This window comes from Phreatobacter sp. (assembly GCF_027532945.1).
In the GTDB taxonomy this organism is placed as follows: Bacteria; Pseudomonadota; Alphaproteobacteria; order Rhizobiales; family Phreatobacteraceae; genus Phreatobacter.
On the sequence record NZ_JAPZTZ010000032.1, the window covers coordinates 16,345 to 42,974 of the forward strand.

Below are 26,630 nucleotides of genomic sequence, written 5' to 3' on the forward strand. Positions count from 1 at the left end.
CGTCTTGTCGCAGCGACTACAGGCCGCGGGTGGGGTCATCCACCGGAAATGCGGCGTCAGGGCAGGTGGCTGAGGCCGAGGGCCGACAAGGCAAAGGCCACGAAGGCCGCCACGGTCCGCACCTGATGCCAGCGGTTCCAGGGGCCCGCGAAGGCCGCCCAGTCCAATTCCGGCGTCCCGGATGCATCTCCGGCCCGCTCCAGCGCGTCGTTGAGCGGGATGTTGAAGACGATCGTGACGCCGAATGTGCCGATCCCATAGGCGCCAGCGGCCGCCGCGAACCAGCCGGCGGCCCGGTCGGCGCCGACCCACCACGCGAGAAGGGCTGTGGCCGGCAGCAGCACCAGCGCGCCGAGAAAGGCCGCAAGGAAGGGCGGGTTGACGATGACCACGTTGATACGCCGCATGACCGTGATGGCGGTCGACGGCGGCACCGAGCCAAGGGCCGTCATGACCGAGCACCAGAAGCCCAAGAACAGGCCGGCGATGGCACCGGTTGCCAGCAGGGCGAGGAGGCCGGTGGCGAAAGGCACGATCATCACGCAGATCCTCCTCGAGGTCGGCGGGCCGGCCTCCGCGCGCTGGCCTGCCCGACCGCTGGCATCATGGCATGGGGCGGCGACGCTTGCCTGTCAGCAGAGGCGCAGGACCCGCAGGGAACCGCATGTCCGTCCTGCCGCACTCTCGCCCCATCCGGCCTCTTCGGCGGCCAGCCACAGCGCCATTGAGCCCGCCAAACCGCATTGACATGGGGGCGCGCGCGACTAGGGTGCGCGCTCTTTTTCGTCCACCCCGAAGGGAAGTGCCCCATGCGTGCCGACATCGTCGCCACGGCCGAGGCCATCAAGGAGTCTGTCGGGCTCCTGAGGAGGCATCTTTGACTGGGATGTCTCGGTCAAGCGCCTCGCCGAACTGAACGCCCTCGCCGAGTCCAACGATCTCTGGAACGATCCGGACAAGGCGCAGAAGGTCATGCAGGAGCGCAATGCGCTCGACGCCCGCATGACCGCGCTGACCACGATCAGCCGTGACCTCACCGACAATCTCGAACTCGCCGAACTGGCCGAGGCCGAGGATGATGCCGCGACCCTCGACGAAGCCGCCAAGGCCCTGATCGAGACGCGCGCCAAGGCCGCGCGCCTGCAGCTCGAGGCCCTGCTGTCAGGTGAGGCCGACGCCAACGACACCTATCTCGAGGTCCATGCCGGTGCCGGCGGCACCGAGAGCCAGGACTGGGCCCTCATGCTCATGCGCATGTACACGCGCTGGGCCGAGCGCCGCGGCTTCAAGGTCGAGGTGGTCGAGGAGAGCGAGGGCGAAGAGGCCGGCATCAAATCGGCGACCCTGCTCATCAAGGGCCACAATGCCTATGGCTGGCTGAAGACCGAGGCCGGCGTGCACCGCCTGGTGCGCATCTCGCCCTTCGATTCGAATGCCCGCCGCCACACCTCCTTCGCCTCGGCGACGATCTATCCGGTGATCGACGACAAGATCGACATCCAGATCAACGAGAGCGACGTGCGTATCGACACGATGCGCTCGGGTGGCGCCGGCGGCCAGCACGTCAACAAGACCGAATCGGCCGTGCGCCTCGTCCACAATCCGACGGGCGTCATGGTCGTCAGCCAGGGCTCGCGCTCCCAGCATGCCAACCGGGCGGTGGCCTGGCAGATGCTGCGCGCCAAGCTCTACGAGCGCGAGTTGAAGATCCGCGAGGAGGCGGCCGCCGCCGACTTCGCGGCAAAGACCGATATCGGCTGGGGTCACCAGATCCGCTCCTACGTGCTGCAGCCCTATCAGCTCGTGAAGGACCTGCGCACCGGCAAGACCTCGGGCGTGCCGTCGGACGTGCTCGACGGCGACCTCGACGGCTTCATGGAGGCGACCCTCGCCATGCGCGCCTATGGCACCAAGGCCGGGGATACCGACGACGTGGACTGAAGGCGGTCCTCCGCTGCCAGACTGCAACAGCCGATAGAGAAAAGGCCGCCCACCGGGGCGGCCTTTGTCGTTGCGACCATGCAGGTCGAAGCAGCGGCGGTCAGCCCGCGCGCTCCGCCCGGCGCGTCAGCATCGGCAGGCGGAACAGCGAGGAGAACGGCGTCCCGGACCGCGTGAGCGTGGGCAGGCTGAGCATCCGCGAGAAGGGGGCTGCGGCCTCGCTCAGCATCGGCATCAGCTTGGATGTGAACACGCGCGGCGTCCGGGTCAGCGACGCAATGCCCGAGAAGGTTTCGGCGGGATAGCGCACCTTCTCGGTCAGCAGCGGCAGTTCGAACGTGCTCGAGAACGGGGTGTGGATGCTGTAGACGAAGCGGCTCGGCACCGGCGGCTTGGGAATGGCGTCGGGCAGGGGATCGAAGCTCTTCAGCGTGTTGATCGCCCGCACTGCGCTGCCGAAAATCGCGTGGACGCTGACGAGGCTCGCGCCCCTGGCGAGGTGGGTCGCGTAGATCTCGGCGTCGGACTTGTAGATGTGGGCGGCCATGATGGCCCGGGTCGTCTCCGGATCGGCGGCGGCATCGGACGCGCCGGGCTCGGCGCCTAGCACCAGGAACACTTGTGTGTAGCCCCCGGCCTTCAGCGCCTCCGCTGCAGCCGTCGCCTGGGCCTGCGTACCGAAAAGTTTGGTGATGGTCTGTCGCATGTCCCTGTGTCCCGGTTCGACGAGCGCGGCGCGCCCCTAGCCTGCCATGCCCTGCGCGCCTTTGGGCCGAAGCAGCGAAGACATCACTGCAAAGGTTGCCAGCAGCAAGATGATTTCCGTTATGTAGACCGTCATGTAACCGAAGGCCGGGCCAAACTGTTCCGCAGCTCCCGCCGTGACCGCAAGGTCGCGCATCACTCCGCCAAGGGCAATACCGATGCCGGCCGCGGTGGCCTGCGTGGCGCCCCAGGCGCCGAGCGCGAGGCCCACCTGGCCCTCTGGCGCGCCGTTCATCGCGGCGGTGAGCGTCCCATGGCCGAACAGCCCGCCGCCGAGCCCGACGAGGATGACCCCCATCGCGAACAGCGTGGTTGAGCCGACGGGCGAAGCCGCGATGACCAGCGCGAGGCCAAGGCTGCCGACCAGCGCCCCGCGCCCTGCCATGACATAGGCGTCCGCCCCGCGACTGAGCAGGTGAGAGGCCGTGCCGAAGCCGATGAGTCCGCCGGCCGCAAGGGCTGCGGTGAGTTTGGTCGTATCGGCGACGGCAAGGCCGAGGATCTCGCCGCCATAGGGCTCGAGCAGCACGTCCTGCATTCCGAAGGCCATGGTGCCGAGGCCGACCGCGACGAGCCGCCGGAGCGCCGCCCCGTCCTGCATGTAAAGCGTGATGGAATCGCCGAAGCGGGGGCGCGGCGCGTCGAGCTCCGCTGGCGTCATCCGCTTGAGGCCCTCCTGCTTCCACAACGCGATGCCGTTGAGGACCAGGGTAAGGACTGCCGTGCCCTGGATCACCTGGATGAGCCGGCCGGGCGTGAAGTCCTCGAGTAAATGCCCGAAGACCAGCGCGCTCGCGATGGAGCCTGCGAGCAGCGACACATACATGAGCCCGACCACCTTGGGGCGGCGGTCGTCGCTGGTGAGGTCGGTGGCGAGCGCAAGGCCGACGGTCTGCGTGATGTGGATACCAGCCCCGACCAGCAGGAACGACAGGGCCGCAGCGGCCTGTCCGACCCAGTGCGGATAGGCGTGCGACGCGCCGCCGCCCGACAGGACGAGCAGGGCGAAGGGCATGATCGACAGCCCGCCGAACTGGACCATGGAGCCATTGAAGAGGAAGGGCACCCGTTTCCAGCCGAGCACCGACACATGCGTGTCCGAGCTCTGGCCGATATAGGCGCGCAGGGGCGCGAAGAGCACGGGCAGCGCGATCATGGTCGAAACCAGCGCGGCTGAGATGCCAAGCTCGACGATCATCACCCGGTTCAGCGTGCCGACCATCAGCACCAGCGACATGCCGACCGAGACATGCACCAGCGAAAGCCGGAGCAGCCGCGACAGCGGCACCTCCGCTGAGGCGGCATCGGCAAAGGGCAGGAATCGGGGGCCGAGGCCCACCCACGCCCGCATCGCTCTGTGACTGATCGGGTTCATCTGTCGAAACCGCTCATCGCGTCCGAAACCCCGGATTAGCCCGCCAGGTGCCGTACCGCATCTCGTCCAGCCAGCGGTTCAGCTGGCCTGCGCGGCCTTGGGCATCCGACGGCGGCAGCCGCATGACCCTCCAGCCGGATCCAAGAGTCCGGTCAGGAGCCATGCGACCACCTTGTCGTTCCCGCCCGCGACGGGCGGGATCAGGCCGTCAGTCCGTCTTGGCCAGGGCGAGACGTCCCGGAGGACTGTCCACCACGCGCGGCGGGGCCTCCGCGGCGCTCGGGGTGACCTGCGGGCTGTCCGCCACGCTGGCCGTCCCCTGCGGCGTCACCGTCACCACGATCTGCTTCACCGCATCGCCGTTGCCGGCGGGAGCGACGTTGAGCACGAAGGTGGTGTTGCCGTCGGCGCGCAAGGCCACCGGGGCGACCGGCGCGGTGTCAGCGCGCGCCGCCGTCCGCGACTTGCCCTTGAAGAAGTCGCCGACCCACGTCGTGTTGTTCAACACGGCGAAGTGCACCGTGAACGAGATCAGCGCGACGCTGCCGAGGAAGAGGGGCAACCCGACCGTCGGGTTGACCACGCACCAGATCCTACCGTTGTTCATCTGGTCCTCCCGTCACTTGAGCCAGGGGGAGTACATGTAGGCGAGCAGGTGCGCGAACAGGGAAATCGCAAAGAAGATGCGTGCCCCGTCGATGACGTGCTTATGCAGCGCCTCCGACTCCTTGATGGTCAGGCCTGTCGGCCAGACCCTGTTTGGATCATCCAAGCTGTCCACTTTCTTTCTCCCTCAGTGAGACAAGACCGCTCCCGTTGCGGAATCCCGAGCTTTGTCGGGATCCCCTACGCGCCGCAGTCGAACAGCGCGCAGAGCCTACCGGTGCCGACGCACCGGAAATTGATCCTTCGAGCGGACGGCCTGCCGAGGCGGCACAGCTGTCATTCGGCGAAATTGCTACCGAGAGGGGGGTATCGAACCTCTTGGGAAGGCTCGCGAACGATAGCAAAACGTCAAGTGAGATGGACGTATTGAAGTGTAATAGTACCTTTACAAACATGCGTCAAGACGCCGCGCGCCAGTGGCCTCTGGGCCGTCTGTTGAGGAGCTTCGTCGGAAGGCGCGCGCTCTCTCCGAGCGTGGGGTCGCCGAGGCGGGTGAGGCGCCCGCGGGGAATTCACGTGCAACCCATGCGTGTTGCGTCGCAGCAACGGTTGGCGTCGCCTACGTGGCGCCCCGCGGCTTCGCCATATTCCGGAAACATCCAGAAGCGAATCCGATTGTCACCACAGTCCGGGGGGCCGGACGCAATGAATCGAGGGCAAAACATGCGGTTTCGGGTTGGAATGATCGTGGCGATGGTCGTGGCGGCGTCAGGAGCTTCCGCGGCCGATCTTGGCGCGCCCCGCCAGCCGGTCGCCGGCGCCGTCACCGCGGCAGCGACCACCTGGACAGGCGTCTATGGCGGCGTCCATCTTGGCTATGGCTGGGGCCAGCAGCGGGTGGCCGACGACAATCCGGCGGTCTTCTACACGGTCAATCCGCGCGGCGTCTTCGGCGGTTTCCAGATCGGCTACAACTACCAGATCGACCGGATCGTCCTCGGCGTCGAGGGCGACCTGAGCTTCGGCAGCATCACCCAACGCCGACCCAACGTTCTCCTGGGTGTCGATGAGGTCGCCAAGACGACCAATGTCTTTGCGACGGCCCGCCTGCGCGGCGGTGTCGCTTTCGGGGATGCGCTGCTCTATGCGACGGGCGGCCTCGGCTATGCCAGCTCCCGCGACATGAACTATATCGGCGGCGCTGCCTTCGGGCCGGGCTTGCGGAACGACCGCCTCGGCTGGGTGGCGGGCGTCGGCATCGAATATGCCGTCAACGCCAATCTCTCCGTTAAGCTTGAGTACCTGCGTTACGATTTCGGTTCCTGGCGCCGCACCGGGGTCGTCTTCTGGGGCATCGGCAACGACTTCTTCCGGGCCAGCATGGACACGGTGAAGGTCGGTCTCAACTACCGGTTCTCGACGGGTCCCTCGGCCGTCGTCGCCCGCTACTGACGGCTGTACCTAGCCACACGGAAAAGGCCGCCCGAAGGCGGCCTTTTTTCTTTGGCGGCATGGCGATCCTTGCCCTCAGCACCGGGTCGGATAGGCCCTCGGCCCGGTGACCTCGAAGTCCTTCCACAGGGCGTTGACCGAGCGGATCATCTCGCCGGCCATGGCGCGCGGAAAGCGGGCCTGGACGAGGTAAACGACGCCGGGCTCGCTGCGCCGCTGCGCAACGAGGTCATAGTACTCAAGGTCGGTGCGGAAGCGGTCGGCCTGGAGCACGCCGCGGCCGCGCACCGTGAAGCCGCGGAACCTGGCCTCGCCCTGGGGTAGGGCGGCATCGCCCGTCACCTCGCCTCGGCGGGGGCGGGATCCCTCGACGATGTTGTCCCAGTACCAGGCCTGCGGCGTGCAGGCGCCGCGCGCGGCATTGGCGCTGACCACCACCACCGCGTCGCGGTTCTGCTCGTGGACGAGAACGGAGTTCACCGGCCCCGGCAGGTCGTTGTCGCTGTCGAGGCGGAAGCCTGGCGGAATGGCGAAGGACCAGCGGTCGCGCCGGTGGCGATAGGGACCGTCCACCGCCGGCGGCGGGGCAGGGGGCACCGAGCCGGTCACCTCGCCCTCCGGACGGGTGGGCGGCAGCGGGGCGGCGGAGGGCGTCGCGGACTGGGGTTGTGACGCGGCAGCCGGGGCCGGCTGCGGCTCGGCGGTGCCGACTGCGGGACGCGGGCGCACCGAGCCGGTGGTGACCGCCGCATCGGCCGCGGCCGTCGCGGTTTCGCGCAGTGCCAGGACCTCCTGCTCGAGGCCAGCGACGCGGGTCGCCGCCTCCTGCGCCTTGCGCTCTGCGCTGGCGAGCGCCTGCTGGGCCGTCTGCAACTCGCCCTGGAGGCGACGGGTCGAGCCGGTCGCCTCGCTCGCCTGCGTCTGGCGCTGGATCAGTTCGGTCTGGCTGTGGGCGAGCTGCGTGCGCGCATTGCGCAGGTTCGCCTCCGCCGTCTCGGCGCGGCGTGCGGCGGCGCGAGCCTGCTCGCGCAGGCGCGCGAGTTCCGCCGAGGCCTGGGCGGCCGTCTCCGCCCGCTCGGTGGCGGCGCGGGCAAGGCCAGCGATGCGCGGATGGGCGTCGCCGCGGAACGGCCCGACGAACTCGGTGAGCGTCGCGGCTCCCAGCGATCCCACCACGAAGGCGGCCGCGGTCATGCCGATCCAGGCCCATGGCCGGTTGCCATTCGCCGCCGCGGGCGGGGGCGTGACGCGGGCGCGGTCGAGCGCAGTTTGCAGCCGCTCGTTGTCGGCCGCGAGGCGGGCGACGCTGTCGCGCAGCGCCGTCGCACCATCGGCTATGGCCTCGCGCGGGTCGGGCGGCTGCAAGGCCGCGTCCTTGCGCGCCGCCTGCAGATAGGCCGGGAAGGCCTCGAGCGACGCCTTCAGCCGGTCCTGCGCCCCCTGGTGGCGCTCCATCAGCACGCCATGGGCCTTGCGGAAGGCGTCGGCGAAGCGCGCGCGCTCGGCCGTCTCGAACCGCTCCCAGATCGCGGCGCTGGCCGCGTCCTCGCCATGGCGGCGGGCGAAGGCGAGCTGGGCCGCGCCGGTCCCCGCGCCATCCGCCGCGACGGCGATGGCGAGTTCGCCGAGCACCGGACGGCCGAGGATGCGGCCGATGGCGACCAGCAGCGACTGCCATTCGGGGGCGCCGGCCGGGCGGGTCTCCCCGGAGAGCCAGGCGGACAGGTCCGGCGTCGGCAGGCTGTCGAAGGGGGGCTCCAGCTGGTCGACCGCCAGCGGCGCGAGCCGGGCAGCGACCAGCCGGCCGTCGACATGGGCGGTGCGCGCGAGGCCATAGAGCCCGGCATGATTCTGCGTCGGGTCGAGGATCTCGGCCGGCCACAGCGTCAGCACGACCCGGGCCGCGGCGGCTGCGTCACGGATGGCCTTGGCCGCACCGCGCCCCTTCGGCTCGATATCGGCGGCGATGGTGAGGCCGAGCGCCAAGAGCGACTGGCGGATGATGTCGACGCGCTCCTTGTCGGCGCGCCGGTAGGCGATGAACAGGTCGGTCACGGTCGTCTCCCGGATCCGGGCTCGAGACAGGCATGCGACCCGGCACCGTTGCCGGGGGAGGAAGCGTCACTCGGTGGCGGCGAGGCGCAGGCCTGCCCGCAGGAAGCGCATGGGATCGACGGCCTCCCCGTTGATGCGGGTTTCGTAATGCAGATGCGGACCGGTCGACCGGCCAGTGGACCCGATGCGGCCGACGCGCTGGCCGACGCCGACGAGGTCGCCCTCGCGAACCTCGATGCGCGACAGATGGGCGTATCGCGAGCTCAGGCCGTTGCCATGATCGATCTCGACCAGCAGGCCAAAGCCGCCGAGCGAGCCGGCGTGGACGACGCGGCCCGAGGCGGCGGCGAAGACCGGCTCGCCGGTGGCGCCGCGGAAGTCGATGCCGGAATGCATCGCCCAGGTCCGCAGGAAGGGATCGAGCCGGGCGCCGAAGCCGGAGGAGAGCTCCAGCTCGCCGCCATGCGGCCGCGCCACCGGGATGCTGTCCACCAGCTGGGTCAGCCGGTCATGGTCCCGGATGACGGTCTGGAGGCGGAACACCTGTCGCTCGAAGGCCGAGGCGTCGGCAGCAAGGGCGGGGAGGGGGATGAGCGGGCCGCCGGTGCCGGCCGTGCCGCGCGACTGCGCCACCGGCGCGATGCGGGTTTCGGCGAGGCCGAGTTCGGCGAGCATGGCGCGGATGCGCTTCGCCCGCCGCTCGGCGCGGGTCTCGAGGTTCTGGAGCAGCGCCCGCTGGTTGTGCTCGACCGTGTCGAGCGAGCGTTCGATCTGCTCCATCCGGTCGGTCTGGCCGGCCGCGGGAGCCGAGGCGAGGGCGAAGGTGGCAGGCGCGGCGCTGGCGAGCACGGTGCGCGATTCGAGCCGCGACTGCCGCTCGGGCGGCGGCGTCAGGCGAACCGTGTCGCCGACGGGCAGCGGACGGGCGGGCACCGTCTCCGGACGGGCGCCGGGAAGGACGGCGCGGGCGGGATTGGCGCCCTGGCCGACCGTTTCCTTCAAGGCGGTGACGATCGCCTGGCGGGTCTCCAGCAGCGCCTGGCGCCGCGCGACCTGGTCGACCCGGCGTTCCAGTTCGGTCTGGTCGACCATCTGGCGGCTTGTCACCCGGTCGAGCTGGCCGCGCAACTGGCGGATCCGCTCCTCGTAGTCGTGCTGGATGGCAGCCTGGCGGCTCATCACGCCGCCCATGATGTCGTCCTTGAAGGCGAGGTAGCTGGTGACGGCGACGCCCCAGAGGCAGAGCGCCGCGGCTGGGGCTGCGACCAGCGCGATCAGGGCATAGGAAAGCGAAAGGGTGCGGGTGCCGTTGCGGCCGCGCCAGGCGAGCGTCAGGGCGCCGCCGGGCACCTGCGCACGCAGATTGGCATCCTTGGCGAGCTGGGCTCGGTTGTAGTGCGGGCCGGGATGCGGCATCGGCGTCCATCCGTACGCGACGAGACGCCCCATTACCCCTGATTAAGGTTAACGAACCGTGCGTGCCGCTGCGGAAGGTGCAGCGGCACCCGGTGATGCCGAAACCGCCGCGGCAGGTGCCGCGGCGAGGGCGCTCAGAGCGCCTTGGCCGCGGCCAGGACCTCGGCGGCGTGGTCCTTCACCTTCACCTTCGACCAGATGTGCGCGACCTTGCCGCCCGCATCGATGAGAAAGGTCGACCGCTCGATGCCCATGTAGCTCTTGCCGTACATGCTCTTCTCGATCCAGACGCCAAAGGCCTCCACGACCTTGCCATCCTCGTCGGAGCCGAGCGCCACGCCGAGGTCGTACTTCGCCTGGAACTTGTCGAGCGCCTTCACCGGATCGCGCGACACGCCGATCACCGTCGTGCCGGCGGCCTCGAATTCGCCCTTGAGCGCGGTGAAATCCTTGGCTTCCTGAGTGCAGGCCGACGTATCGGCCTTTGGATAAAAATAGACGACGACCTTGCGGCCCTTCAGTCCGGCGAGCGAGACGGAACCGCCCTGGTCCGTCGCCACCGTGAAGTTCGGAGCCGCATCCCCCACTGCCAAAGCCATCGGTGCCTTCCTTTCGTCAGCATTGCCTGCCACAACCGGAAACATACGGCAAAGGGTGCCGTCCGGATCGTCCGCCCCGACCGGGGGAGGGGGTGGCGCTGCGGCGGGGAAAAGGCCATTGGTCGTGTGGAAACTTGCCTAACGCTTGGTTAAGGCAGTCGAGGCAGAGTGGCGCCGGAGCAAGGTCGCCGAACGAAGATCCCGGGCCGCGGGCCCAGGCGGGGGATGGACGAGGAATGGATTGGCGCCCCGATCAGGGCAGGGCACCGGCGGAGGCGCCGGCGGGCGGACGTCGGTCGCGCGTTGCGTCCTGGTGGGCCAATCGCCGGATGCCGGCCCTGCTTGGCCGGGTTCTCGGCGGCGCACCCTCCTGCTGGTCGATCCGCCGCAGGGTCTGCGTCGGACTCGCCGTCGGCATCCTCCTCCTCGTCACGATCCCGCTCGGCCTGCTCTCCTGGCAGATCCGCAGTGGTGGCATGGGGCTCGACCTCGTCACCCCCTGGATCGCCCGCTCGCTCTCCGACCAGATCGGCGACGGCCGCACGGTGAGCATCGGCGCGGCCGTCATGGTCCGCGATCCCTCCGGCAAGGTCGAGGTCGAGGCGCGCGACGTCATCGTCCATGACGCCGACGGGCGGCGCGTCGTCTCCATGCCGCGGGTCGCCCTCGGTCTCGACTCAATCCCCATCCTCGGCCGCCCCTCCATCCGCCGCATCGATCTCGTCGGCGCCTCTGTCGCGCTGAAGGTCAGCGAGGATGGCCAGATCGCGCTCGCCGCGGGCCGGTTCCGCACCGCCCTGCCGGAGGATGCCGGCCAGCCGAACGCCGATCCGGCCCGGCCGGCCGCGGAGGTCTCCTCGTCGCTGCCGGAGCCCGAGCTCTCACCCTTCCGCCGCCTCGGCATCTGGCTCGACCTCATCGAGAAATCCGGCCTCGACGGCCACCGTCTCACCGGCCTCGGCCTGCGCAACGGCACGGTGATCGTCGACGACGTCCGCTCCGGCAAGCGCTTCGTCTTCGCCGGTATCGACTTCGACATGACCGTGCCGGCGAGCGGCGGTCTGTCGATCGACCTCGACGCGTCCGGTTCCGGCGCCCGCTGGACCTCGAACGCCACGGTCACGCCGCGCGATGCCCAGGGCCATCGCACCATCGACTTCGCCATGTCCGGCATGAGCCCGAAGGATCTGGCGCTCGCCGTGCAGGCGCCGCAGATGGTTTATGCCGACACACCCATCTCCGGCACGCTGCGCAGCGTCATTGGCGAGAGCGGCGATCCCGTCAGCCTGCAGGGCCGCGTCGCCCTCGGTGCCGGCACGGTCGGTGACCCAAACGACGAGGCCATGCGCCTTGCCATCGACAGCGTCTCGGCCGAGGTGCGGTGGCAGACCGGCGCGCCGGGTCTGGTCATCGACAAGGTCGAGATCCTCGCCGGCCAGAACCGCGCCACGCTGAATGGTGTCATCGTCCCGCCCGCCCATCACGGCGAGCCGACCGTGGTGCAGCTCAACAGCCTCAAGGCCGTGACCTCGGCCTTGAACCCGCATGAGCCGCCGGTGCCGGTGAACGTCCGCTCTACCCGCTTCGTCTTCGACCCGGTCGCGAAGACCCTCACCGTCGACGGGCTCAGCGTCGACCAGGGCGCCGAGCCGCTCGCCCGCATCTCCGGCAAGCTGACCTTCGCCCCCGGCTCGCCGGCCGTCGATCTCGACCTCGCGGTGGGGCGCATGCCGCTCGCCACAGCCGTTTCCCTATGGCCTCGCCTCTCCAACCCCCATGTCCGCGACTGGGTCGCGGACAATATGCGCAACGGCATGGTGGAGGACGTCACCGTTCGCATGTCGGTGCCGGCCGGCGTCCTCGCCCAGCCGAATCCGGTGCTGGAGAAGGAGGGGCTCGCCGTGCGCGCCCGCGTCCGCGGCACCTCCATGCGCATGCTGCCCGGCGTCTCGCCCTTGAAGGAGGCCGATGTCGACGTCGTCGTCGATGGCCAGCTGGCCCATGTCGAGGTGTCGCGCGGCGTGATCGAGCCTCAGCCCGGCAAGCGCCTGTCGATCGTGCAGGGCAGTTTCGACATCGCCGACCATCGCATCCAGCCGGCGCAGTCGGTGAGCCGGTTCCGTATCCAGGGCCCGGCGGAGGCCGCTTTCGCGCTGCTCGGCGAAGAGGGCTTCAAGGGTGCCGCCGCGGGGCCGACGCTGCCGTCCGGCAAAGTGGAAGGACAGGTGACGGCTTCGGTCATCGTCAATGTGCCGCTCACCGAGACCTACCAGGCGAACCTCGTGGACTACACGGTCGAGGCCGACTTCACCGGTTTCGCAGCCGACAATGCCTTCGGCGAGATGCGGATGGAGCGCGCGAGCTTCAAGGTCCAGACCACGCCGCGCAGCTTCGTGCTGCGGGGTCAGGGCGTGCTCGGCGGCGCCCAGGCGAATTTCGATTATCGCAAGCCGCGTCCCGACGCGAAGCCGGAGATCCGGCTGACCGCGACGCTCGACGATCGTGGTCGCGCCCGGCTCGGGCTCAATATCGGCTCGCGCATTGTCGGGCCGACTCCGGTCAAGGTCACGACCGTGGGTGAGGATTCCGGCCGCTACACGGTGGAGGTCGATCTGGCGCCAGCCACCCTCGCCGATCTGCTGCCCGGCTGGAACAAGCCGCGCGGCCAGGCCGCCAAGGCCCGCTTCGTCGCCGTCGAGGGCGAGGGCGGCTGGAAGCTCGAGGACCTCGTCATAGAGAGCCGCGGCGTGCTGGTCCGCGGCTCCGTCACCTTCGACGACAAGGGCGGCCTCGTCTCTGGCGTCTTCCCCGCCTACAACCTGTCCGACGGCGACCGCATGTCGATCCGCGTCGAGCGCGCCGGCAACGGCCACCGTGTCGTCGGCCGTGGCGAGATGATCGACGCCCGCCACCTCATCAAGTCGCTCTCCGATCCGCCGCAGCCTGGGCCCGCCGGGGCCGGTGCCGCCCCGCCCCAGACGGGCGAGCTTGAGGTCGACGTCAAGGCCAATGCCGTCGTCGGCAGCAATGGCGAGGTCATCCGCCAGTTCGAGATGCGCATGGTCCGCCAGGGCCAGGTGATCCGCACGCTCAGCGCCGGCGGCCGGGTCGGGCGGGACGCGAGCTTTGCCATGGACCAGCGCGGCCAGGGCGCCGCCCAGCGCATCACCGTCAGTTCCGGCGATGCGGGCGCGCTGCTGCGCTTCCTTGACCTGTACCGCTCGCTCCAGGGCGGCAATCTCGCGCTGATCATGACGCCGCCCCAGCCGAACGGCGTCATCCGTCAGGGGGCCGTGGAGATCACCGAATTCCGCATCCGCGGCGATCAGGCGATTTCAGGCATGGTTGCCGCCGCGGGCACCGGCCCCAATGCGCCGCGGCAGGCCGCCCAGCAGCCGAATGACGCCTTCGCCTTCTCGCGGCTGCGGGCCAACTTTGCCCGCAATGCCAGCAAGGTCAGCGTCACCGATGGCCTGCTCTGGGGCGCCGCGATCGGCGCGACTGTCGAGGGCGAGTTCGATCCCGGTCGCGACCAGCTCCTGCTCCGCGGCACCTACGTGCCGGCCTATGCGCTGAACAACATCTTCGCCCGCATCCCCGTCCTCGGCTTCTTCCTCGGCGGCGCGCCGGATGAGGGCGTCTTCGGCATCACCTACCAGATCGCCGGGCCGGTCACCGCGCCGCGGCTGACGATCAACCCGCTCTCGGCCGTCACCCCCGGCTTCCTGCGCAAGATGTTCGAATTCCGTGGCGCCAATGGCGTCCAGCAGCCGCTGCTGCGCGACGAGGCGCTGCGCTAGACCGGTTTCCGATCTGACTGCATCAGGTCGGCCGCTCTATCTCGTTGTTTTTGTCGCATCATCTCATCCATCAACCGGTGCCCACGTGATGGGATGATGCGCTAGCGGCCCTCAGCCCCGCTCGAAGCCGTGGCCGGCCATCGCCCAGGCCTTGAGGCCTCCGGCAAGGTGGCTGTCATAGGGCAGACCCGCCGCCTGCGCCGCCTCGCTCGCATGGATGGAGCGCACCCCGGCAGCGCAGAGGAACACCACCGTCTTTCCCTGCGGGTCCGGGATCGCCGCGGGGTCGAACTGCGACAGCGGCAGGTTCACCGCCTCCGGGATGCGCGCCATGGCGAGCTCATGCGGCTCGCGCACATCCACGAGCAGGATGCGATCCTCGGCCAGCGCCTGGGCGACGTCGTCGGGGGTGAGGTCATGGACGGGCATGGGCGTCTCCGCAGCGGGGGGGCGCCGCCACGTTAGCCTTTTTCTACCGGTTGGTCAGGCCGCTACCTCCGCGAGGAATTTACCGACCTCGCGGTCGAGTTCGCCGGCGACCTCGCCGAGGCGGCGCGTGGCGTCCAGCACCTGGTTGGCGGCGACCCCGGTCGCGGCCGCACCTTCGCGCACCACGTCGATGCTGGAGGAGACCGTGCGGGTGCCGGTAGCGGCCTGCTGCACGTTGCGGGAGATCTCGCCGGTCGCCGCGTCCTGCTGCTCCATCACTGCGGCGATCCCGGTGGTGATTCCGTTCATGTCCTCAATGGTCCGTACGATCCGCCCCAGCGCCTCGACGGCGTCGCGCGTCTCGGACTGGATGCGGCCGATCTGGGCGTTGATCTCGCCAGTGGCCTTGGAGGTCTGAGCAGCCAGTGTCTTCACCTCCGTTGCGACCACGGCGAAGCCCTTGCCGGCCTCGCCGGCCCGGGCGGCCTCGATCGTGGCGTTGAGGGCGAGGAGATTGGTGCGGTCGGCGATCTCGCTGATGATGTTGACGACGCTGCCGATGCGCTCCGTTCCGGTCTGAAGCGTCTGAACCACGGCCTCGGCATGGCCGGCGGCCTGGACGGCGTCGCCCGCGACCTGTGCGGAGCGGTCGACCTGGGTCACGATCTCCGAGATGGCTGCCGAAAGCTCTTCCGTCGCCGAGGCGACGGTCGCGACATTGGAGGTCGTGGTCGCCGCGGCATCGGCGACGCTGGATGACTTGTCCCGCGTCTGCACCGCGATGGTCGACATGGACTGCGCTGCGCCCGAGAGTTGAGCTGTGGCCGCGCCGAGATCGGCAACGAGGGCGGAGGCTGAGGAGCGGAAGCGGGCGGCCGCCTCCTCGTGGCCGTGGGCGCGGGCGAGCTTCGCCTCGGCCTCGGCGGCGGCCGTCGCCTCGGCGGCGATGCGGGCGACCATGGCCTCGCGGAAGACCTCCATGGAGCGCGCCATGGCTTGTACCTCGACGACCCGGCTGGAGGCATCGACCGTCACGTCATGGCGCCCGGTGGCAAGCTCGCTCATGGTCTCGGTCATGGCCGACAGGGGGCGTGCCATCACCCGCTCGAGGCGCCAGGCGATGACGATGCCGAGCAGGAGCATGACGACGAGGCTCACCAGCGCGGTGATCATGGCCGAGCGCCACAGCGCGTCGAGCGCCGTGCGGTCGACGGCAACGACGAGCACGCCGATCGTGTTGCCGGCGAAATCGCGCAGGGGCTGGCCCTGGAGGGCCCAGCTCCGGTCGGCGAAGGCGGCGGTCGCACCGTTCGCCTCACCGCGCCGGGCGGCGGCCAGCATGGCGGGGTCGAGGGTGACGTCGCCGGGAAGGGTCGAGGCATGGGAGCGCAATGCGCCATCGGCGTCGAGCAGGATGGCGAGGCGCGAGCCGGTGGCAGCGGTGAAAGCGTCGACGAAGGGCTTGCCGAAGGTCAGGCCGACCTCGACGGAGCCGACGTGGCGGCCGGCGAGCCGGACGGGCGTGACGCCGCGGATGCCGATTCCGGCACGGCCGCCCTCGAGACCGAAGACGGATTTCTGATCGCGGTTGGCGAGGACGACGGTGTGGCGGAAGGCGGAGAGGTCGTCGCCAAACTGCTGCGGGCTATGGACCCGCAGGAAAGAGGTCGCGGGCGGCAGGTGGTACTGGAACTGGTTGACGCCCTGGCTCTTCAGAACCTCGAAAGCCGGCATGACCAGCGCCGATAGGCGGTCGCGCTGGCCCGCCGCGAGGGCTTCGGCCACGCCGGGGATCGCTGCCATGGCTTCAGCAACCGTGATGGCGCGCCGTGCCTCGTTCTGCACCTGCTCGACAATCCTGGTGCTGTCGCTGGTGAGATGCTGCCTCAGGTTCTCGTCGATCAGGCGGGTGGTGAAGATCCATCCCGCTACGAGGAAGGTCGCCGCCGTCGCCGCGATGCCCACCATGAGATTGAGGCGCAGGATGCTACGGAGGCGCATGGGAGGTCCCTCGGATCCCCCTATCGTTACGGCAATCGCGGTTAGCCCCGGGTAAACATCGCAGTCAGACTGCGAGAATTCCGCCCGTCATCGGCGCCGGGACGCCGGTGGTGGAGGGATAGGTCAGCGGCAGGCTCTTCATCGACCGCACCGCCAGAAAGGCGAAGGCCTGGGCCTCCAGGAAATCGGAGGACCAGCCGACATCCTCGCCCGTCTTCACCTCTGCGCCCGTCGCCTGCGCCAGCAGTCCGAGGAGCGTCGGGTTCTTCGCCCCGCCGCCGCAGACGACCCAGAGGGCCGGGGGGGCTTTGAGGAAATCCGCGCCACGGGCAATGGAGCGCGCCGTGAAGGCGGCAAGTGTCGCCGCCCCGTCCTCCGTCGCGACATTGCCGACAATGCGGTGGGCGAAGGCATTGCGGTCGAGCGATTTCGGCGGCCGCCGCGCGAAATAGGGATGGACGAGGAGCCAGGCAAGGATGGTCTCGTCCGGGCGCCCCCGCGCGGCCGTCGCGCCGCCGGCATCGACCGCCGTGCCGGTGCGCTCGGCCATCCAGTCGTCGAGGAGCGCGTTGCCCGGCCCGGTGTCAAACGCGAGAAGGCCTCCATCGGCATCGATGAACGTGATATTGGCGACGCCGCCGATATTCACCACCGCCAGCGGCCGCGGCAGGCCGGCCGCATCGGCCAGCGCCCGGTGGAAGACCGGCACCAGTGGCGCGCCCTGGCCGCCGGCGGCAACATCGGCCTGGCGGAGGTCGTGGACGACCGGGATGCCGAGGCGCTGGCGCAGCGCGAGCCCATCGCCGATCTGCACGGTGAGTTTCAGCTCGGGGCGGTGCAGCACGGTCTGGCCGTGAAAGCCGACCACGGCCACATCGGAGCGTGCCAGCCCGTTGCGGTCGAGAAAGAGCTCGACCGCCTCGGCATGGGCGCGCGTGACGAGGTCCTCGGCCTTCGCCAGCAGGGGCGTGCGCGCCGTGCGGTCGGTGAGGAGCGCGCCCTCTTTCAGCGCGGCGCGCAGCAACGAACGCTCGTCCTCGCTATAGGCGCGGTAGCCGGTCGGCCCGAAGCCTGTGACCGTCTCGCCGTCGGTATCGAGGAGGGCGACGTCGACACCGTCCATCGAGGTTCCCGACATGAGGCCGATGGCGCGCATGGTGTCCTGCCGATTCGACGGATGAAATTGCAGCCCGCCTCTGCTACACCGCGCCTCCGCCGGGCGCGAGTGCCCGGCACTTCAGCCCGAACCGGAAAGACCATGGCCGCCCCTCAGTCCGACTTCCTGCGCATCCTCACCGAGCGCGGGTTCATCCACCAGTGTTCCGATCTGCAGGGTCTCGACGCCCTGGCGGCCAAGGGGGATGTCGTCGCCTATGTGGGCTATGACTGCACCGCGCCCTCGCTGCATGTCGGCCATCTCCTGTCGATCATGATGCTGCACTGGATGCAGAAGACCGGCGCCGGCAAGCCGATCACGCTGATGGGTGGCGGCACGACCCGCGTCGGCGACCCCTCCGGCCGCGACGAGACGCGCAAGATCCTGTCGATCAACGACATCAACGCCAACAAGGATGCGCTGAAGGGCGTCTTCGCCAAACTGCTCACCTATGGCGAGGGCAAGACCGACGCGGTCATGCCCGACAATGCGGAATGGCTGACGAAGCTCAACTACATCGAGATGCTGCGCGACATCGGCCGGCATTTCTCGGTGAACCGCATGCTGACCATGGACTCGGTGCGCCTGCGCCTGGAGCGCGACCAGGAGCTGTCCTTCATCGAGTTCAACTACATGATCCTGCAGGCCTACGACTTCGTCGAACTGGCCCGGCGCTACGGCTCGAACCTGCAGATGGGCGGCTCCGACCAGTGGGGCAACATCGTCACCGGCATCGACCTCGGCCGGCGCATGGGCACGCACCAGCTCTACGCCCTGACCTGCCCGCTGCTGACCACATCGTCCGGCGCCAAGATGGGCAAGACGGCCGCCGGCGCGGTCTGGCTCAACGCGGACATGCTGTCGAACTACGATTACTGGCAGTTCTGGCGGAACACCGAGGACGGTGACGTCGCCCGATTCCTCAAGCTCTTCACCTTGCTGCCGCTGGACGAGATCGCCCGCCTCGCGGCGCTCCAGGGCGCCGAGATCAACGAGGCGAAGAAGGTGCTGGCGACGGAAGCGACGGCGCTGGTGCGTGGCCGCGAGGCCGCCGAGGCCGCAGCCGAGACGGCAAAGAAGACCTTCGAGCAGGGTGCGCTCGGTGATGACCTCCCCGTCGTCACCGTGCCCGCGGCGGAGCTCGCCGCCGGCATTGGCGTGCTGGCGCTCTTCGTGCGGGCCGGCCTCGTCGCCTCCAATGGCGAGGCGCGCCGTCAGGTCGCCGGTGGTGGCCTGAAGCTGAACGACGAGACCGTCACCGATCCGCAGGCGACGGTGACCGAAGCCGCGCTGAAGGATGGCGTTGCCAAGCTGTCCTTCGGCCGCAAGAAGCACGTGCTCGTGAAGGCAGGGTGAGACCATGACTTGGAAGTTCTTCTACGGCCCGAAGACCTGCGCGCTGGCCTCGCGCATCGCGCTGGAGGAAGCGAACGCCGCCTATGAGCCCGTCCGGGTCGACTTCGCCTCGGGCGAGCAGACCAAGCCGGCCTTTCTCGCCGTTAATCCCAAGGGCCGCGTTCCCGCGCTGGTTACCGACCGCGGCGTTCTCACCGAGAATGTCGCGATCCTCGCCTTCGTCGCCCAGAGCCATCCCGAGAAGAACCTGGCGCCGCTGAGCGATCCCTTTGCCTTCGCCGAGATGCAGGCCTTCAACGCCTATCTCGCCTCGACGGTGCACGTGAACCACGCGCACAAGCATCGTGGCCACCGCTGGGCGACCGAGGAGAGCTCCTTCCTCGACATGCGCCGCAAGGTGCCGGAGACCATGACGGCGAGCTTCCGCCTCATCGAGAACGACTTCTTCTGCGGGCCCTGGGTCATGGGCGAGGCCTATACGGTCGCCGACGCCTATCTCTTCACGGTGACCCGCTGGCTGGAGGGCGACGGCGTCGACGTGGCGCAGTTCCCGCGCGTTGCCGACCACCTCGCGCGGATGGGCGAGCGCCCCGCCGTTCAGCGGGCCCTGGCGGGGGAGTGATGTAGCCGGCGCTACGCGCCTGCTCGGCCTTCAATCGCGGCGTGGCGCCGCCCAGGGGCGCTCGGCCACATCGCGCGCCGTGAAGGCGGCAATGCTGTCCGCCTCGGCGAGCGTCAGGTCGATGTCGTCCCAGCCGTTGAGGAGCTGGGTGCGCCAGACCGGATCGATGCGGAACGGCACGACGACATTGCCGCAGGCGATGGTCTGCGCCTCCAGGTCGACGGTTGCGGGGAGGGCTTCGATGCCGAGAAGCCGCTCGGCGTCCTCCTCGCTGACGGTTGCAGGCACCACGCCGTTCTTCACGCAATTCGAGGCGAAGATGTCGCCGAAGCTCGGCGCGATCACCGCCCGGAAGCCAAAATCGGCAAGGGCATAGACCGCCGCCTCGCGCGACGAGCCACAGCCGAAGTTCCGCCGCGCGACGAGGATCGTCTGGCCCGGTGCGGGGGCAGGGGCGGTTCCCTCCGCGACGAGGTCGCGGAGCAGGAAGCGGCCATAGCCCTCGGGCCTGCGCGGCTCCTTCATGAAGCGGGCAGGGATGAGCTGGTCGGTATCGACATTGGCGACGGGGAGCCGCATCAGCGCGGCGCTCTCGCGGGTGAACGGGGTCATGCGAACTGCCTCACATCGGTGAGTTTGCCCGTTACGGCCGCAGCTGCGACCATGGCGGGGGACATCAGGTGCGTCCGCGCGCCCGGTCCTTGGCGGCCCTTGAAGTTGCGGTTGGTTGTGGAGGCGCAGCGCTCGCCCGCCGGCACAGTGTCGCCGTTCATGCCCACGCACATGGAGCAGCCCGAGGCGACCCATTCGAGACCGGCTTCCGTGAAGATGCGGGCGAGGCCCTCCTCCTCGGCCTGCTGCTTCACCAGCGATGAGCCCGGCGAGACCATGCCCGGCACCCTCGCCCTGTGGCCGGCAAGGACCTTGGCGGCGGCCCGCAGGTCCTCGATGCGGGAATTGGTGCAGGAGCCGATGAAGACGCGATCGACGGGCACCGAGGCGAGCGGCTGGCCGGGCGTCAGGCCCATATAGGCGATAGCGTCGCGGGCGGCGGCCGCCTTCACCGGATCGGCCATGGCCTCGGGGTCGGGCACGGCGGCGGTGATGGGCAGCGCCTGTTCCGGGCTCACACCCCAGGTCACGGTCGGGGCAATCACAGCGGCCTCCAGCGCCACCTCGCGGTCGAAGACGGCGTCGGCATCGCTCGCGAGCCCGGCCCAATCCTCCTGCGCCCGGTCCCACAGCGCGCCGTCGGGCGCGAAGGGGCGGCCCTTCAGATAGGCGACGGTCGTTCCATCAGGGGCGACCATGCCGCAGCGCCCCCCGGCCTCGATCGACATGTTGCAGAGGGTCATGCGTCCCTCCATCGACAGGGCGCGGATGGCCGTCCCGGCATATTCGATGGCGTGGCCGGCAGCGCCATCCGCGCCGATCGTGGCGATGATGGTCAGCATGATGTCCTTGGCGGTGATGCCGGGCGCGGTCGCGCCCTCGACGCTGATGCGCATCCGCTTCGGCTTCTTCTGCCACAGCGTCTGGGTCGCCAGCACATGGGCGACCTCCGAGGCGCCGATCCCGAAGGCATAGGCGCCGAAAGCCCCGTGCGTTGAGGTGTGGCTGTCGCCGCAGACGACCGTCAGGCCGGGGAGCGTCAGGCCCTGCTCCGTCCCGGTGACGTGGACGATGCCCTGCCGCGGGTCGTCGAGGCCGAACAGGGTGATTCCATGGGCCGCCGTATTGGCCGAGAGCTGGTCGACCATGCGGGCGATGGAGGCGTCGGGCACCGGGCCGCCGCGGCCACGGGTCGGCACGTAATGGTCAGCGACGCCGAAGGTGAGGTCGGGACGGGCGACCTTCGCGCCCCGTGCGGCGATCTGTCCGAAGGCGTGATGGGAGCCCTCATGGACGAAATGGCGGTCGATCCACAGCAGCGAGAGGCCGTCTTCGCGGCGTTTCACCACGTGTCGGTCCCACAATCGGTCGAACAGGCTGGCAGGGCTGTTCACAGGGCATGCTCCGAAGATGCTTGACGCAAAAACATTGTATCATAGGATAGACAAGTCTCGCATTTTTGCTATCCCTATTGATCGTACAGGCCAAAAGACAAATGCATGTTGCCACTGCACTCATCACGAGGCCGGCGCCCCCGCGGCGCCGCGTGGCGACGGGCCTGCGAGGGAGTGAAGGCATGGCTGAAGCGATCGAGACGTCGAAGACGCGAAGGGTCTATCTCACCCTGCGCGACCGAATATCCTCCGGCGAACTGACACCTGGCACCCGGCTGCCCTCCGAACCCGATCTTGCCGAGCTCCACGACGTCTCGCGCGTCACCATCCGCCGGGCCCTGGCCGAGCTGGAGCGCGAGGGCCTGATCTCGCGCCGTCCCGGCGCCGGCACCTTCATCACCGCGCGGATGATCAAGCGCCCGATCGTCGCTGACCTGTCCAATGCGCTCGCCCACCTCGTCGAGATGGGCCGCTCCACCGACGTCCGGCTGCTGCAGTTCGGCTATGTCGATCCCTCCCCGGAAGTGGCCGAGGCTCTGAAGCTGGACGATGGCGAGAAGGTGCAGCGCTCGGTGCGCGTGCGCATCATCGACGGCGAGCCCTTCTCCTATCTGGTGACCCATGTGCCCCAGCGCATCGGCACGACCTATTCGGAGGCCGAGCTCGGGGTCCAGCCGCTGCTGACGCTGATCGAGCGGTCCGGCGTGAAGGTCGACCGCGCCACCCAGACCATCACCGCGACGCTCGCCGGCCCGGATGTCGCCGAGGCCCTCGGCATCGACATCGGCGCCCCGCTCCTCGCCCTGACCCGCGTGGTGTCGGACGTGAAGCGCCGCGGCATCGAGCACCTCGCGGCCTTCTACCGGCCCGACCGCTACTCCTTCCAGATGGACCTCGTCCGCATCGATTCCGGCGGCGACCGCCTGTGGTCGCCGGTGGAGCGCCTGCGCATGGGCGTCGGTCTCAACGGAGCCACCGCCAACGACTGACACCCCGCCGTGACCGCGGCGGGGTGCCAACAACCCGAGACGATAGATCACGAGAGCCGGCGGAAAAGCCGGCCCCTTCCAGAGAGCAACAGACGGAGAACGGACAATGACGGCCTGGACCGAGCCCACACGACGCAGTCTTCTCGCCACCGGCGCCGCCGGCGCGGCACTCCTCGCCAGCCCTGGCCTGCTACGCGCCCAGGCGCCGGCGGTGAAGCTCGGCATCCTCCAGCCGGTGACTGGTGCGCTCGCCCAGGATGGCGAATACGGCCGCATCGGCGCACAGCTCGCCATCGACGAGATCAACAAGGCCGGCGGCATCAAGTCCCTCGGCGGCGCCATGATCGAGATGGTCTTCGGTGACGCGCGCTCGAACCCGGAGGCCGGTTCTCAGGAGGTCGAGAAGATGCATGCCGAGGGCGTCTCCGCCATCGTCGGCGGCTTCGCCTCGCCCATCTGCCTTGCCGCCTCGCAGGCCGCCTCGCGCTACGACATCGCCTATGCGGTCGATGTCGGCGTGTCGGACCAGATCGTGTCGCGCGGCCTGAAGAACACCTTCCGCTTCGGCCCCGGCTTCGGCACGGTGACCCGCACCGCCATCGAGAACCTCGTGAAGCTCAATGACGCCGCGGGCAAGCCGGCCAAGACCGTCGTGCTGGTTCACGAGGACGGCCTCTTCGGCTCGGGTCTCGCAAAGCTGATGAACGAGCGCCTCTCGGCCCTCGGCTTCCAGATTCTCGAGACCATCGCCCATCCGACGCCGGCCCGCGACATGTCCAACGTCGCGCTGCGCATCCGCGCGCTGAACCCGGATCTGGTGATCCCTTCGAGCTATTATGGCGAGTTCGTCCTGCTTGCCCGTACACTGCAGCAGCAGCGCATCCGGCCGAAGGGCATCTACGCGGTCCTCAACGGCGCGGCGTCCAACTTCCGCTTCGTGCGCGAGTTCCCGGATGCGGCCAACAACGTCATGGACTGCAACCACTGGGCCGATCCGCGCAAGCCGAAGACGGCCGAGCTGCGCAAGCAGGTCGAGGCCATGGGCCGGTTCTGGCTCTACAACGTGCCGCTGAACTATTCCTCGGTGCGCCTTGTCGCCGACGCCATCGACCGTGCCGGCTCGCGCGACCGCGTGAAGATCATCGAGGCCATGGCCTCCTCGACCTTCGCCGATCACATCATGCCCTATGGCCCGACCAAGTTCGAGAACGGCCAGAACGTCAACGCCGCGCCGGTCAACACCCAGGTGCAGGGCGGCGACATCAAGGTGATCTTCCCCGACACCTTCGCCGACGCGAAGCCCGTCTTCCCCGTCACCGGCTGATCGTTTCTCCCGGGCCGTCCGCAGCCCGGCCCACCGCTCCCGCCCGTGGCCGCAATCCAGCGGCCACGCGGCATCGCATTTGCCGAGAGGCTCCGACGTGTTCAGATCCTATCCGCCGCAAATCGTGCTGGAGGCCGTGCTCAACGGCCTCCTCACCGGCGCCGTCTATGCGCTGGTGGCGCTGGGCCTGACCCTGGTCTACGGGGTCCTCCACATCATCAATTTCGCCCACGGCGCCATGCTGACCCTCGCCATGTTCGCGGTGCTGGTCGTGCATCTCGGCCTCGGGCTCGATCCCTATCTCGCCATCCTGCCGCTGACGCCGCTCTTCTTCGGTATCGGCTACGCCATGCAGCGTTTCGTCATCTCGCCGGCGAGCCGCAACGATGATGGCGCGATCCTCCTGGTGACACTCGGTCTCTCCATCGTGCTGGAGAATCTGCTCCTCGCGATCTTCCGCTCCGATACGCGCTCGCTGACCCTCGACTATTCCTTCTCGGTCGTGGATCTCGGCTTCGCGCTGCTGTCGCTGCCGCGCGTCATCGGCTTCGGTGTCGCCATCCTCGTCGCCGCCGCGCTCTGGGCGATCCTGGCGCTCACCGACACCGGCAAGGCGATCCGCGCCGTGGCCCGCGAGAAGCTCGGCGCTTCGCTGGTCGGCATCGACGTGAACCACATCTACGCGGTCACTTTCGGCCTCGGCGCCGCGACGCTGGCGGTCGCCGCCTGCCTGCTCATGCCGTCCTTCTACGTCAATCCGCGCGTCGGCAACGCCTTCGTCCTCGTCGCCTTCACCGTGGTGGTGCTGGGCGGCATGGGGTCCATCCCCGGCGCGCTGGTCGGTGGCCTGTTCATCGGCGTGGTGGAAAGCCTTTGCGGCCTCTATCTCGGCGAGAGCCTCGGCCAGATCGGCATCTTCCTGATCTTCATCCTGGTCCTGCTCTTCCGCCCGACCGGCCTGTTCGGAGCCAAGGCATGAAAGCCTATCGCTCCCTCCTCGTCGTCATCGCGGCCCTCGCGGCCCTTCCGCTCGCCGTGCCGCTGCTCGTCGGCGCCGGCCTCTTCGCCGGGCCCAACACCTTCTACAACCTGATGATCTTCATCCTGATCATCACGCTGGCCGCGCAGGGCTGGAACATCGCCGGCGGCTATGGCGGCCAGTTCTCCTTCGGCCACGCCGCCTTCTTCGGCACCGGCGCCTATGTCCAAGCGGTGCTCCAGACGCGCTACGGCGTCAACGCCTGGGTGGCGCTGCCGCTGGCGGCACTGCTCGGCGGTCTCGTGGGGGCCGCGATCGGCACGCTCGCCTTCCGCGCCCGCCTGCGCGGGTCCTATTTCGCGCTGGTGACGCTCGCCTTCGCCGAGGTCTTCCGCATCCTCGCCAATGCCACCCCGATCACCGGCGGCGCGGCCGGCACGCTGGTGCCGCTGAAGATCGGCCTCGGCCAGATGCAGTTCGCCTCGTCGACGACGTTCTTCTACCTGGCGCTTACCTTCGTCGCGGCCGTGCTCCTGCTCAACCGCGCGCTCGAACGCTCACGCTTCGGTGCCTGGCTGGTGGCCGTCCGCGAGAACGAGGACGCCGCGCGCGCCCTCGGCGTGGACACGCTGAAGGTGAAGCTCAAGGCCATCACGCTGTCGGCTGCCATCACGGCCGTCGCTGGCGCGCTCTACACCCAAAAGTTCCTCTATATCGATGCCAACATCGCCTATGGCGCCTGGATCTCGGTCGAAGCGCTGCTCGCCCCCATCGTCGGCGGCATCGGCACGGTGCTCGGGCCCTTCATCGGCGCCGTGGCGCTGATCGGGCTCGGCGAGGCGGCGAAGACCGCCATCCATGCTGTCTTCGGTTCGGCGGTGCCGGGCGTTGACCTCGTCGTTTACGGCGTACTGCTCATCGTCGTCATCGCCTTCGCGCCGCGCGGCCTTCTTGGCCTCTTCGGCAAGTTCGACCTCTTCGCCAGGTTCGGGATCTTCGGAAAGAGGGGAGGGCGCTGATGCTCGACGTCCGCTCCGTTACCAAGCGCTTCGGCGGCCTCGTCGCCGTCAGCGATGTCAGCCTCACCGTGCCGGAGGGCTCGATCACCGGCCTGATCGGCCCGAACGGTGCCGGCAAGACCACGCTGTTCACGCTGATCTCCGGCTTCCAGGTGCCGACGGCCGGTGAGGTCCTGTTTCGCGGCGAGGACATCACGGGACGCGCACCCGAGCGCCTCGCCGTCATGGGCATCGCCCGCACCTTCCAGATCGTCCAGCCCTTCGCCGGCCTGTCGGTCGCCGAGAACATCGCGGTCGGCGCCTATCTCCGCCATGCCGGGCGGGCCGAGGCCATGGCCCGGGCGGAAGCGGTCGCGGCGATGGTCGGCCTCGCCGATCTCGACCGCCCCGCCTCGTCCCTCACTGTTGCCGGCCGCAAGCGGCTGGAGCTCGCCCGCGCGCTCGCCACCGAGCCGCAGCTCCTCCTCCTCGACGAGGTGCTCGCGGGCCTCAACCCCTCCGAGATCCGCGACATCATCCCGGTGATCCGCGCCATCCGTGATGCCGGCGTCACGATCCTCATGATCGAGCATGTCATGCAGGCGGTGATGAGCCTGTGCGAGCACGTGCATGTGCTGGCGAACGGCCGCCTGATCGCCGCCGGCACGCCGGCCGAGGTCGTCGGCAATCCCGCGGTCGTCGAGGCCTATCTCGGCCATGGCGCCGCCGGCCGCCTGCAGAAGGGTGCCGCGAATGGCTGA

22 protein-coding genes and 1 pseudogene are annotated in these 26,630 nt (G+C 69.1%); 10 read left to right on the forward strand and 13 right to left on the reverse strand.

Annotated features, from left to right (window positions below; all coding sequences use genetic code 11):
• Positions 1–56: 56 nt before the first annotated feature.
• A complete protein-coding gene (locus tag O9344_RS19540) occupies positions 57–539 on the reverse strand; it encodes an anthrone oxygenase family protein (RefSeq protein WP_298481305.1) in 483 nt (160 codons plus the stop codon).
• 270 nt (positions 540–809) lie between these two features.
• Between O9344_RS19540 and prfB the strand changes: the two genes are divergently transcribed.
• Positions 810–1,941, forward strand: a protein-coding gene (prfB, locus tag O9344_RS19545) for a peptide chain release factor 2 (protein WP_298481224.1) whose coding sequence is annotated in 2 segments (ribosomal slippage) — positions 810–878 and positions 880–1,941 — 1,131 coding nt in all. Because the reading frame shifts where the segments join, the coding sequence is not laid out codon by codon here.
• Positions 1,942–2,041: 100 nt separating this feature from the next.
• On the opposite strand, the gene O9344_RS19550 is transcribed toward prfB, so the two are convergent.
• From O9344_RS19550 to O9344_RS19565, 4 genes and pseudogenes are all read right to left on the reverse strand, one after another.
• Positions 2,042–2,647, reverse strand: a complete 606-nt coding sequence (locus tag O9344_RS19550) for a hypothetical protein (RefSeq protein WP_298481226.1) — start codon at positions 2,645–2,647, stop codon at positions 2,042–2,044.
• A 36-nt stretch (positions 2,648–2,683) separates the two neighbouring features.
• The gene (locus O9344_RS19555; protein ID WP_298481228.1) at positions 2,684–4,081 is read right to left on the reverse strand and encodes a PucC family protein; all 1,398 of its coding nucleotides are present in this window, start codon (positions 4,079–4,081) and stop codon (positions 2,684–2,686) included.
• A 484-nt stretch (positions 4,082–4,565) separates the two neighbouring features.
• Positions 4,566–4,688, reverse strand: a pseudogene (locus O9344_RS19560) (light-harvesting protein); the annotation flags it as partial.
• A 12-nt stretch (positions 4,689–4,700) separates the two neighbouring features.
• Positions 4,701–4,853 carry a light-harvesting protein gene (locus tag O9344_RS19565; protein ID WP_108174557.1) on the reverse strand — a complete coding sequence of 51 codons (153 nt, stop codon included), beginning with the start codon at positions 4,851–4,853 and terminating at the stop codon, positions 4,701–4,703.
• 557 nt (positions 4,854–5,410) lie between these two features.
• Here O9344_RS19565 and O9344_RS19570 point away from each other — a divergent pair.
• Positions 5,411–6,139: an outer membrane beta-barrel protein gene (locus O9344_RS19570; RefSeq protein ID WP_298481230.1), complete on the forward strand. Its 729-nt coding sequence runs from the start codon at positions 5,411–5,413 to the stop codon at positions 6,137–6,139.
• Positions 6,140–6,214: 75 nt separating this feature from the next.
• Here O9344_RS19570 and O9344_RS19575 read toward each other — a convergent pair whose 3' ends face one another.
• The 3 genes from O9344_RS19575 to bcp all read right to left on the reverse strand — a co-directional run bounded on the left by O9344_RS19575 (position 6,215) and on the right by bcp (position 10,209).
• Entirely contained in the window at positions 6,215–8,194 is a 1,980-nt protein-coding gene (locus tag O9344_RS19575) for a hypothetical protein (RefSeq protein ID WP_298481232.1), read from the reverse strand.
• Between the two features lie 66 nt (positions 8,195–8,260).
• Positions 8,261–9,610 carry a M23 family metallopeptidase gene (locus O9344_RS19580; RefSeq protein WP_298481234.1) on the reverse strand — a complete coding sequence of 450 codons (1,350 nt, stop codon included), beginning with the start codon at positions 9,608–9,610 and terminating at the stop codon, positions 8,261–8,263.
• A gap of 134 nt (positions 9,611–9,744) precedes the next feature.
• Complete coding sequence (bcp, locus tag O9344_RS19585) at positions 9,745–10,209, reverse strand: thioredoxin-dependent thiol peroxidase (protein WP_298481236.1); 465 nt, start codon at positions 10,207–10,209, stop codon at positions 9,745–9,747.
• 329 nt (positions 10,210–10,538) lie between these two features.
• Here bcp and O9344_RS19590 point away from each other — a divergent pair, with 329 nt between their 5' ends.
• Positions 10,539–14,009: a DUF3971 domain-containing protein gene (locus O9344_RS19590; protein WP_298481238.1), complete on the forward strand. Its 3,471-nt coding sequence runs from the start codon at positions 10,539–10,541 to the stop codon at positions 14,007–14,009.
• A gap of 111 nt (positions 14,010–14,120) precedes the next feature.
• Here the strand turns inward: O9344_RS19590 and O9344_RS19595 are convergent, their stop codons facing one another.
• The 3 genes from O9344_RS19595 to O9344_RS19605 form a co-directional block, all read right to left on the reverse strand.
• Positions 14,121–14,438, reverse strand: coding sequence for a rhodanese-like domain-containing protein (locus tag O9344_RS19595; RefSeq protein ID WP_298481240.1), 318 nt, complete (start codon positions 14,436–14,438; stop codon positions 14,121–14,123).
• A 54-nt stretch (positions 14,439–14,492) separates the two neighbouring features.
• Positions 14,493–16,439, reverse strand: a complete 1,947-nt coding sequence (locus O9344_RS19600) for a cache domain-containing protein (RefSeq protein ID WP_298481242.1) — start codon at positions 16,437–16,439, stop codon at positions 14,493–14,495.
• Between the two features lie 64 nt (positions 16,440–16,503).
• Positions 16,504–17,595, reverse strand: a complete 1,092-nt coding sequence (locus O9344_RS19605; RefSeq protein ID WP_298481244.1) for an anhydro-N-acetylmuramic acid kinase — start codon at positions 17,593–17,595, stop codon at positions 16,504–16,506.
• Between the two features lie 102 nt (positions 17,596–17,697).
• Between O9344_RS19605 and tyrS the strand changes: the two genes are divergently transcribed.
• Together tyrS and O9344_RS19615 are read left to right on the forward strand one after the other, a co-directional pair.
• Positions 17,698–18,951: a tyrosine--tRNA ligase gene (tyrS, locus tag O9344_RS19610; protein ID WP_298481247.1), complete on the forward strand. Its 1,254-nt coding sequence runs from the start codon at positions 17,698–17,700 to the stop codon at positions 18,949–18,951.
• Positions 18,952–18,955: 4 nt separating this feature from the next.
• A complete protein-coding gene (locus tag O9344_RS19615; protein ID WP_298481249.1) occupies positions 18,956–19,573 on the forward strand; it encodes a glutathione S-transferase N-terminal domain-containing protein in 618 nt (205 codons plus the stop codon).
• A 30-nt stretch (positions 19,574–19,603) separates the two neighbouring features.
• Here O9344_RS19615 and leuD read toward each other — a convergent pair whose 3' ends face one another.
• Both leuD and leuC read right to left on the reverse strand, forming a co-directional pair.
• Positions 19,604–20,185: a 3-isopropylmalate dehydratase small subunit gene (leuD, locus tag O9344_RS19620; protein WP_298481251.1), complete on the reverse strand. Its 582-nt coding sequence runs from the start codon at positions 20,183–20,185 to the stop codon at positions 19,604–19,606.
• On the reverse strand, positions 20,182–21,579 hold the full coding sequence (gene leuC / locus O9344_RS19625) for a 3-isopropylmalate dehydratase large subunit (RefSeq protein ID WP_298481253.1): 1,398 nt from the start codon (positions 21,577–21,579) through the stop codon (positions 20,182–20,184). Before leuC ends, leuD begins: the two co-directional genes overlap by 4 nt.
• Before the next feature lie 182 nt (positions 21,580–21,761).
• Here leuC and O9344_RS19630 point away from each other — a divergent pair, with 182 nt between their 5' ends.
• The 5 genes from O9344_RS19630 to O9344_RS19650 all read left to right on the forward strand — a co-directional run bounded on the left by O9344_RS19630 (position 21,762) and on the right by O9344_RS19650 (position 26,630).
• On the forward strand, positions 21,762–22,568 hold the full coding sequence (locus O9344_RS19630) for a GntR family transcriptional regulator (protein ID WP_298481255.1): 807 nt from the start codon (positions 21,762–21,764) through the stop codon (positions 22,566–22,568).
• A 106-nt stretch (positions 22,569–22,674) separates the two neighbouring features.
• Complete coding sequence (locus O9344_RS19635; protein ID WP_298481257.1) at positions 22,675–23,892, forward strand: ABC transporter substrate-binding protein; 1,218 nt, start codon at positions 22,675–22,677, stop codon at positions 23,890–23,892.
• A 97-nt stretch (positions 23,893–23,989) separates the two neighbouring features.
• On the forward strand, positions 23,990–24,871 hold the full coding sequence (locus tag O9344_RS19640; protein WP_298481259.1) for a branched-chain amino acid ABC transporter permease: 882 nt from the start codon (positions 23,990–23,992) through the stop codon (positions 24,869–24,871).
• Positions 24,868–25,890, forward strand: a complete 1,023-nt coding sequence (locus O9344_RS19645) for a branched-chain amino acid ABC transporter permease (RefSeq protein ID WP_298481260.1) — start codon at positions 24,868–24,870, stop codon at positions 25,888–25,890. The genes O9344_RS19640 and O9344_RS19645 overlap by 4 nt, the downstream gene beginning before the upstream one ends.
• Positions 25,890–26,630, forward strand: coding sequence for an ABC transporter ATP-binding protein (locus tag O9344_RS19650; protein ID WP_298481262.1), 741 nt, complete (start codon positions 25,890–25,892; stop codon positions 26,628–26,630). Before O9344_RS19645 ends, O9344_RS19650 begins: the two co-directional genes overlap by 1 nt.

Coding starts and splice junctions, on each gene's coding strand:
- O9344_RS19540 (WP_298481305.1), bottom strand. CDS start 539: ATGATCGTGCCTTTCGCCACCGGCCTCCTCGCCCTGCTGGCAACCGGT.
- O9344_RS19550 (WP_298481226.1), bottom strand. CDS start 2,647: ATGCGACAGACCATCACCAAACTTTTCGGTACGCAGGCCCAGGCGACG.
- O9344_RS19555 (WP_298481228.1), bottom strand. CDS start 4,081: ATGAACCCGATCAGTCACAGAGCGATGCGGGCGTGGGTGGGCCTCGGC.
- O9344_RS19570 (WP_298481230.1), top strand. CDS start 5,411: ATGCGGTTTCGGGTTGGAATGATCGTGGCGATGGTCGTGGCGGCGTCA.
- O9344_RS19580 (WP_298481234.1), bottom strand. CDS start 9,610: ATGCCGCATCCCGGCCCGCACTACAACCGAGCCCAGCTCGCCAAGGAT.
- bcp (WP_298481236.1), bottom strand. CDS start 10,209: ATGGCTTTGGCAGTGGGGGATGCGGCTCCGAACTTCACGGTGGCGACG.
- O9344_RS19590 (WP_298481238.1), top strand. CDS start 10,539: ATGCCGGCCCTGCTTGGCCGGGTTCTCGGCGGCGCACCCTCCTGCTGG.
- O9344_RS19595 (WP_298481240.1), bottom strand. CDS start 14,438: ATGCCCGTCCATGACCTCACCCCCGACGACGTCGCCCAGGCGCTGGCC.
- O9344_RS19600 (WP_298481242.1), bottom strand. CDS start 16,439: ATGCGCCTCCGTAGCATCCTGCGCCTCAATCTCATGGTGGGCATCGCG.
- O9344_RS19605 (WP_298481244.1), bottom strand. CDS start 17,595: ATGCGCGCCATCGGCCTCATGTCGGGAACCTCGATGGACGGTGTCGAC.
- tyrS (WP_298481247.1), top strand. CDS start 17,698: ATGGCCGCCCCTCAGTCCGACTTCCTGCGCATCCTCACCGAGCGCGGG.
- O9344_RS19615 (WP_298481249.1), top strand. CDS start 18,956: ATGACTTGGAAGTTCTTCTACGGCCCGAAGACCTGCGCGCTGGCCTCG.
- leuD (WP_298481251.1), bottom strand. CDS start 20,185: ATGACCCCGTTCACCCGCGAGAGCGCCGCGCTGATGCGGCTCCCCGTC.
- O9344_RS19630 (WP_298481255.1), top strand. CDS start 21,762: ATGGCTGAAGCGATCGAGACGTCGAAGACGCGAAGGGTCTATCTCACC.
- O9344_RS19635 (WP_298481257.1), top strand. CDS start 22,675: ATGACGGCCTGGACCGAGCCCACACGACGCAGTCTTCTCGCCACCGGC.
- O9344_RS19645 (WP_298481260.1), top strand. CDS start 24,868: ATGAAAGCCTATCGCTCCCTCCTCGTCGTCATCGCGGCCCTCGCGGCC.
- O9344_RS19650 (WP_298481262.1), top strand. CDS start 25,890: ATGCTCGACGTCCGCTCCGTTACCAAGCGCTTCGGCGGCCTCGTCGCC.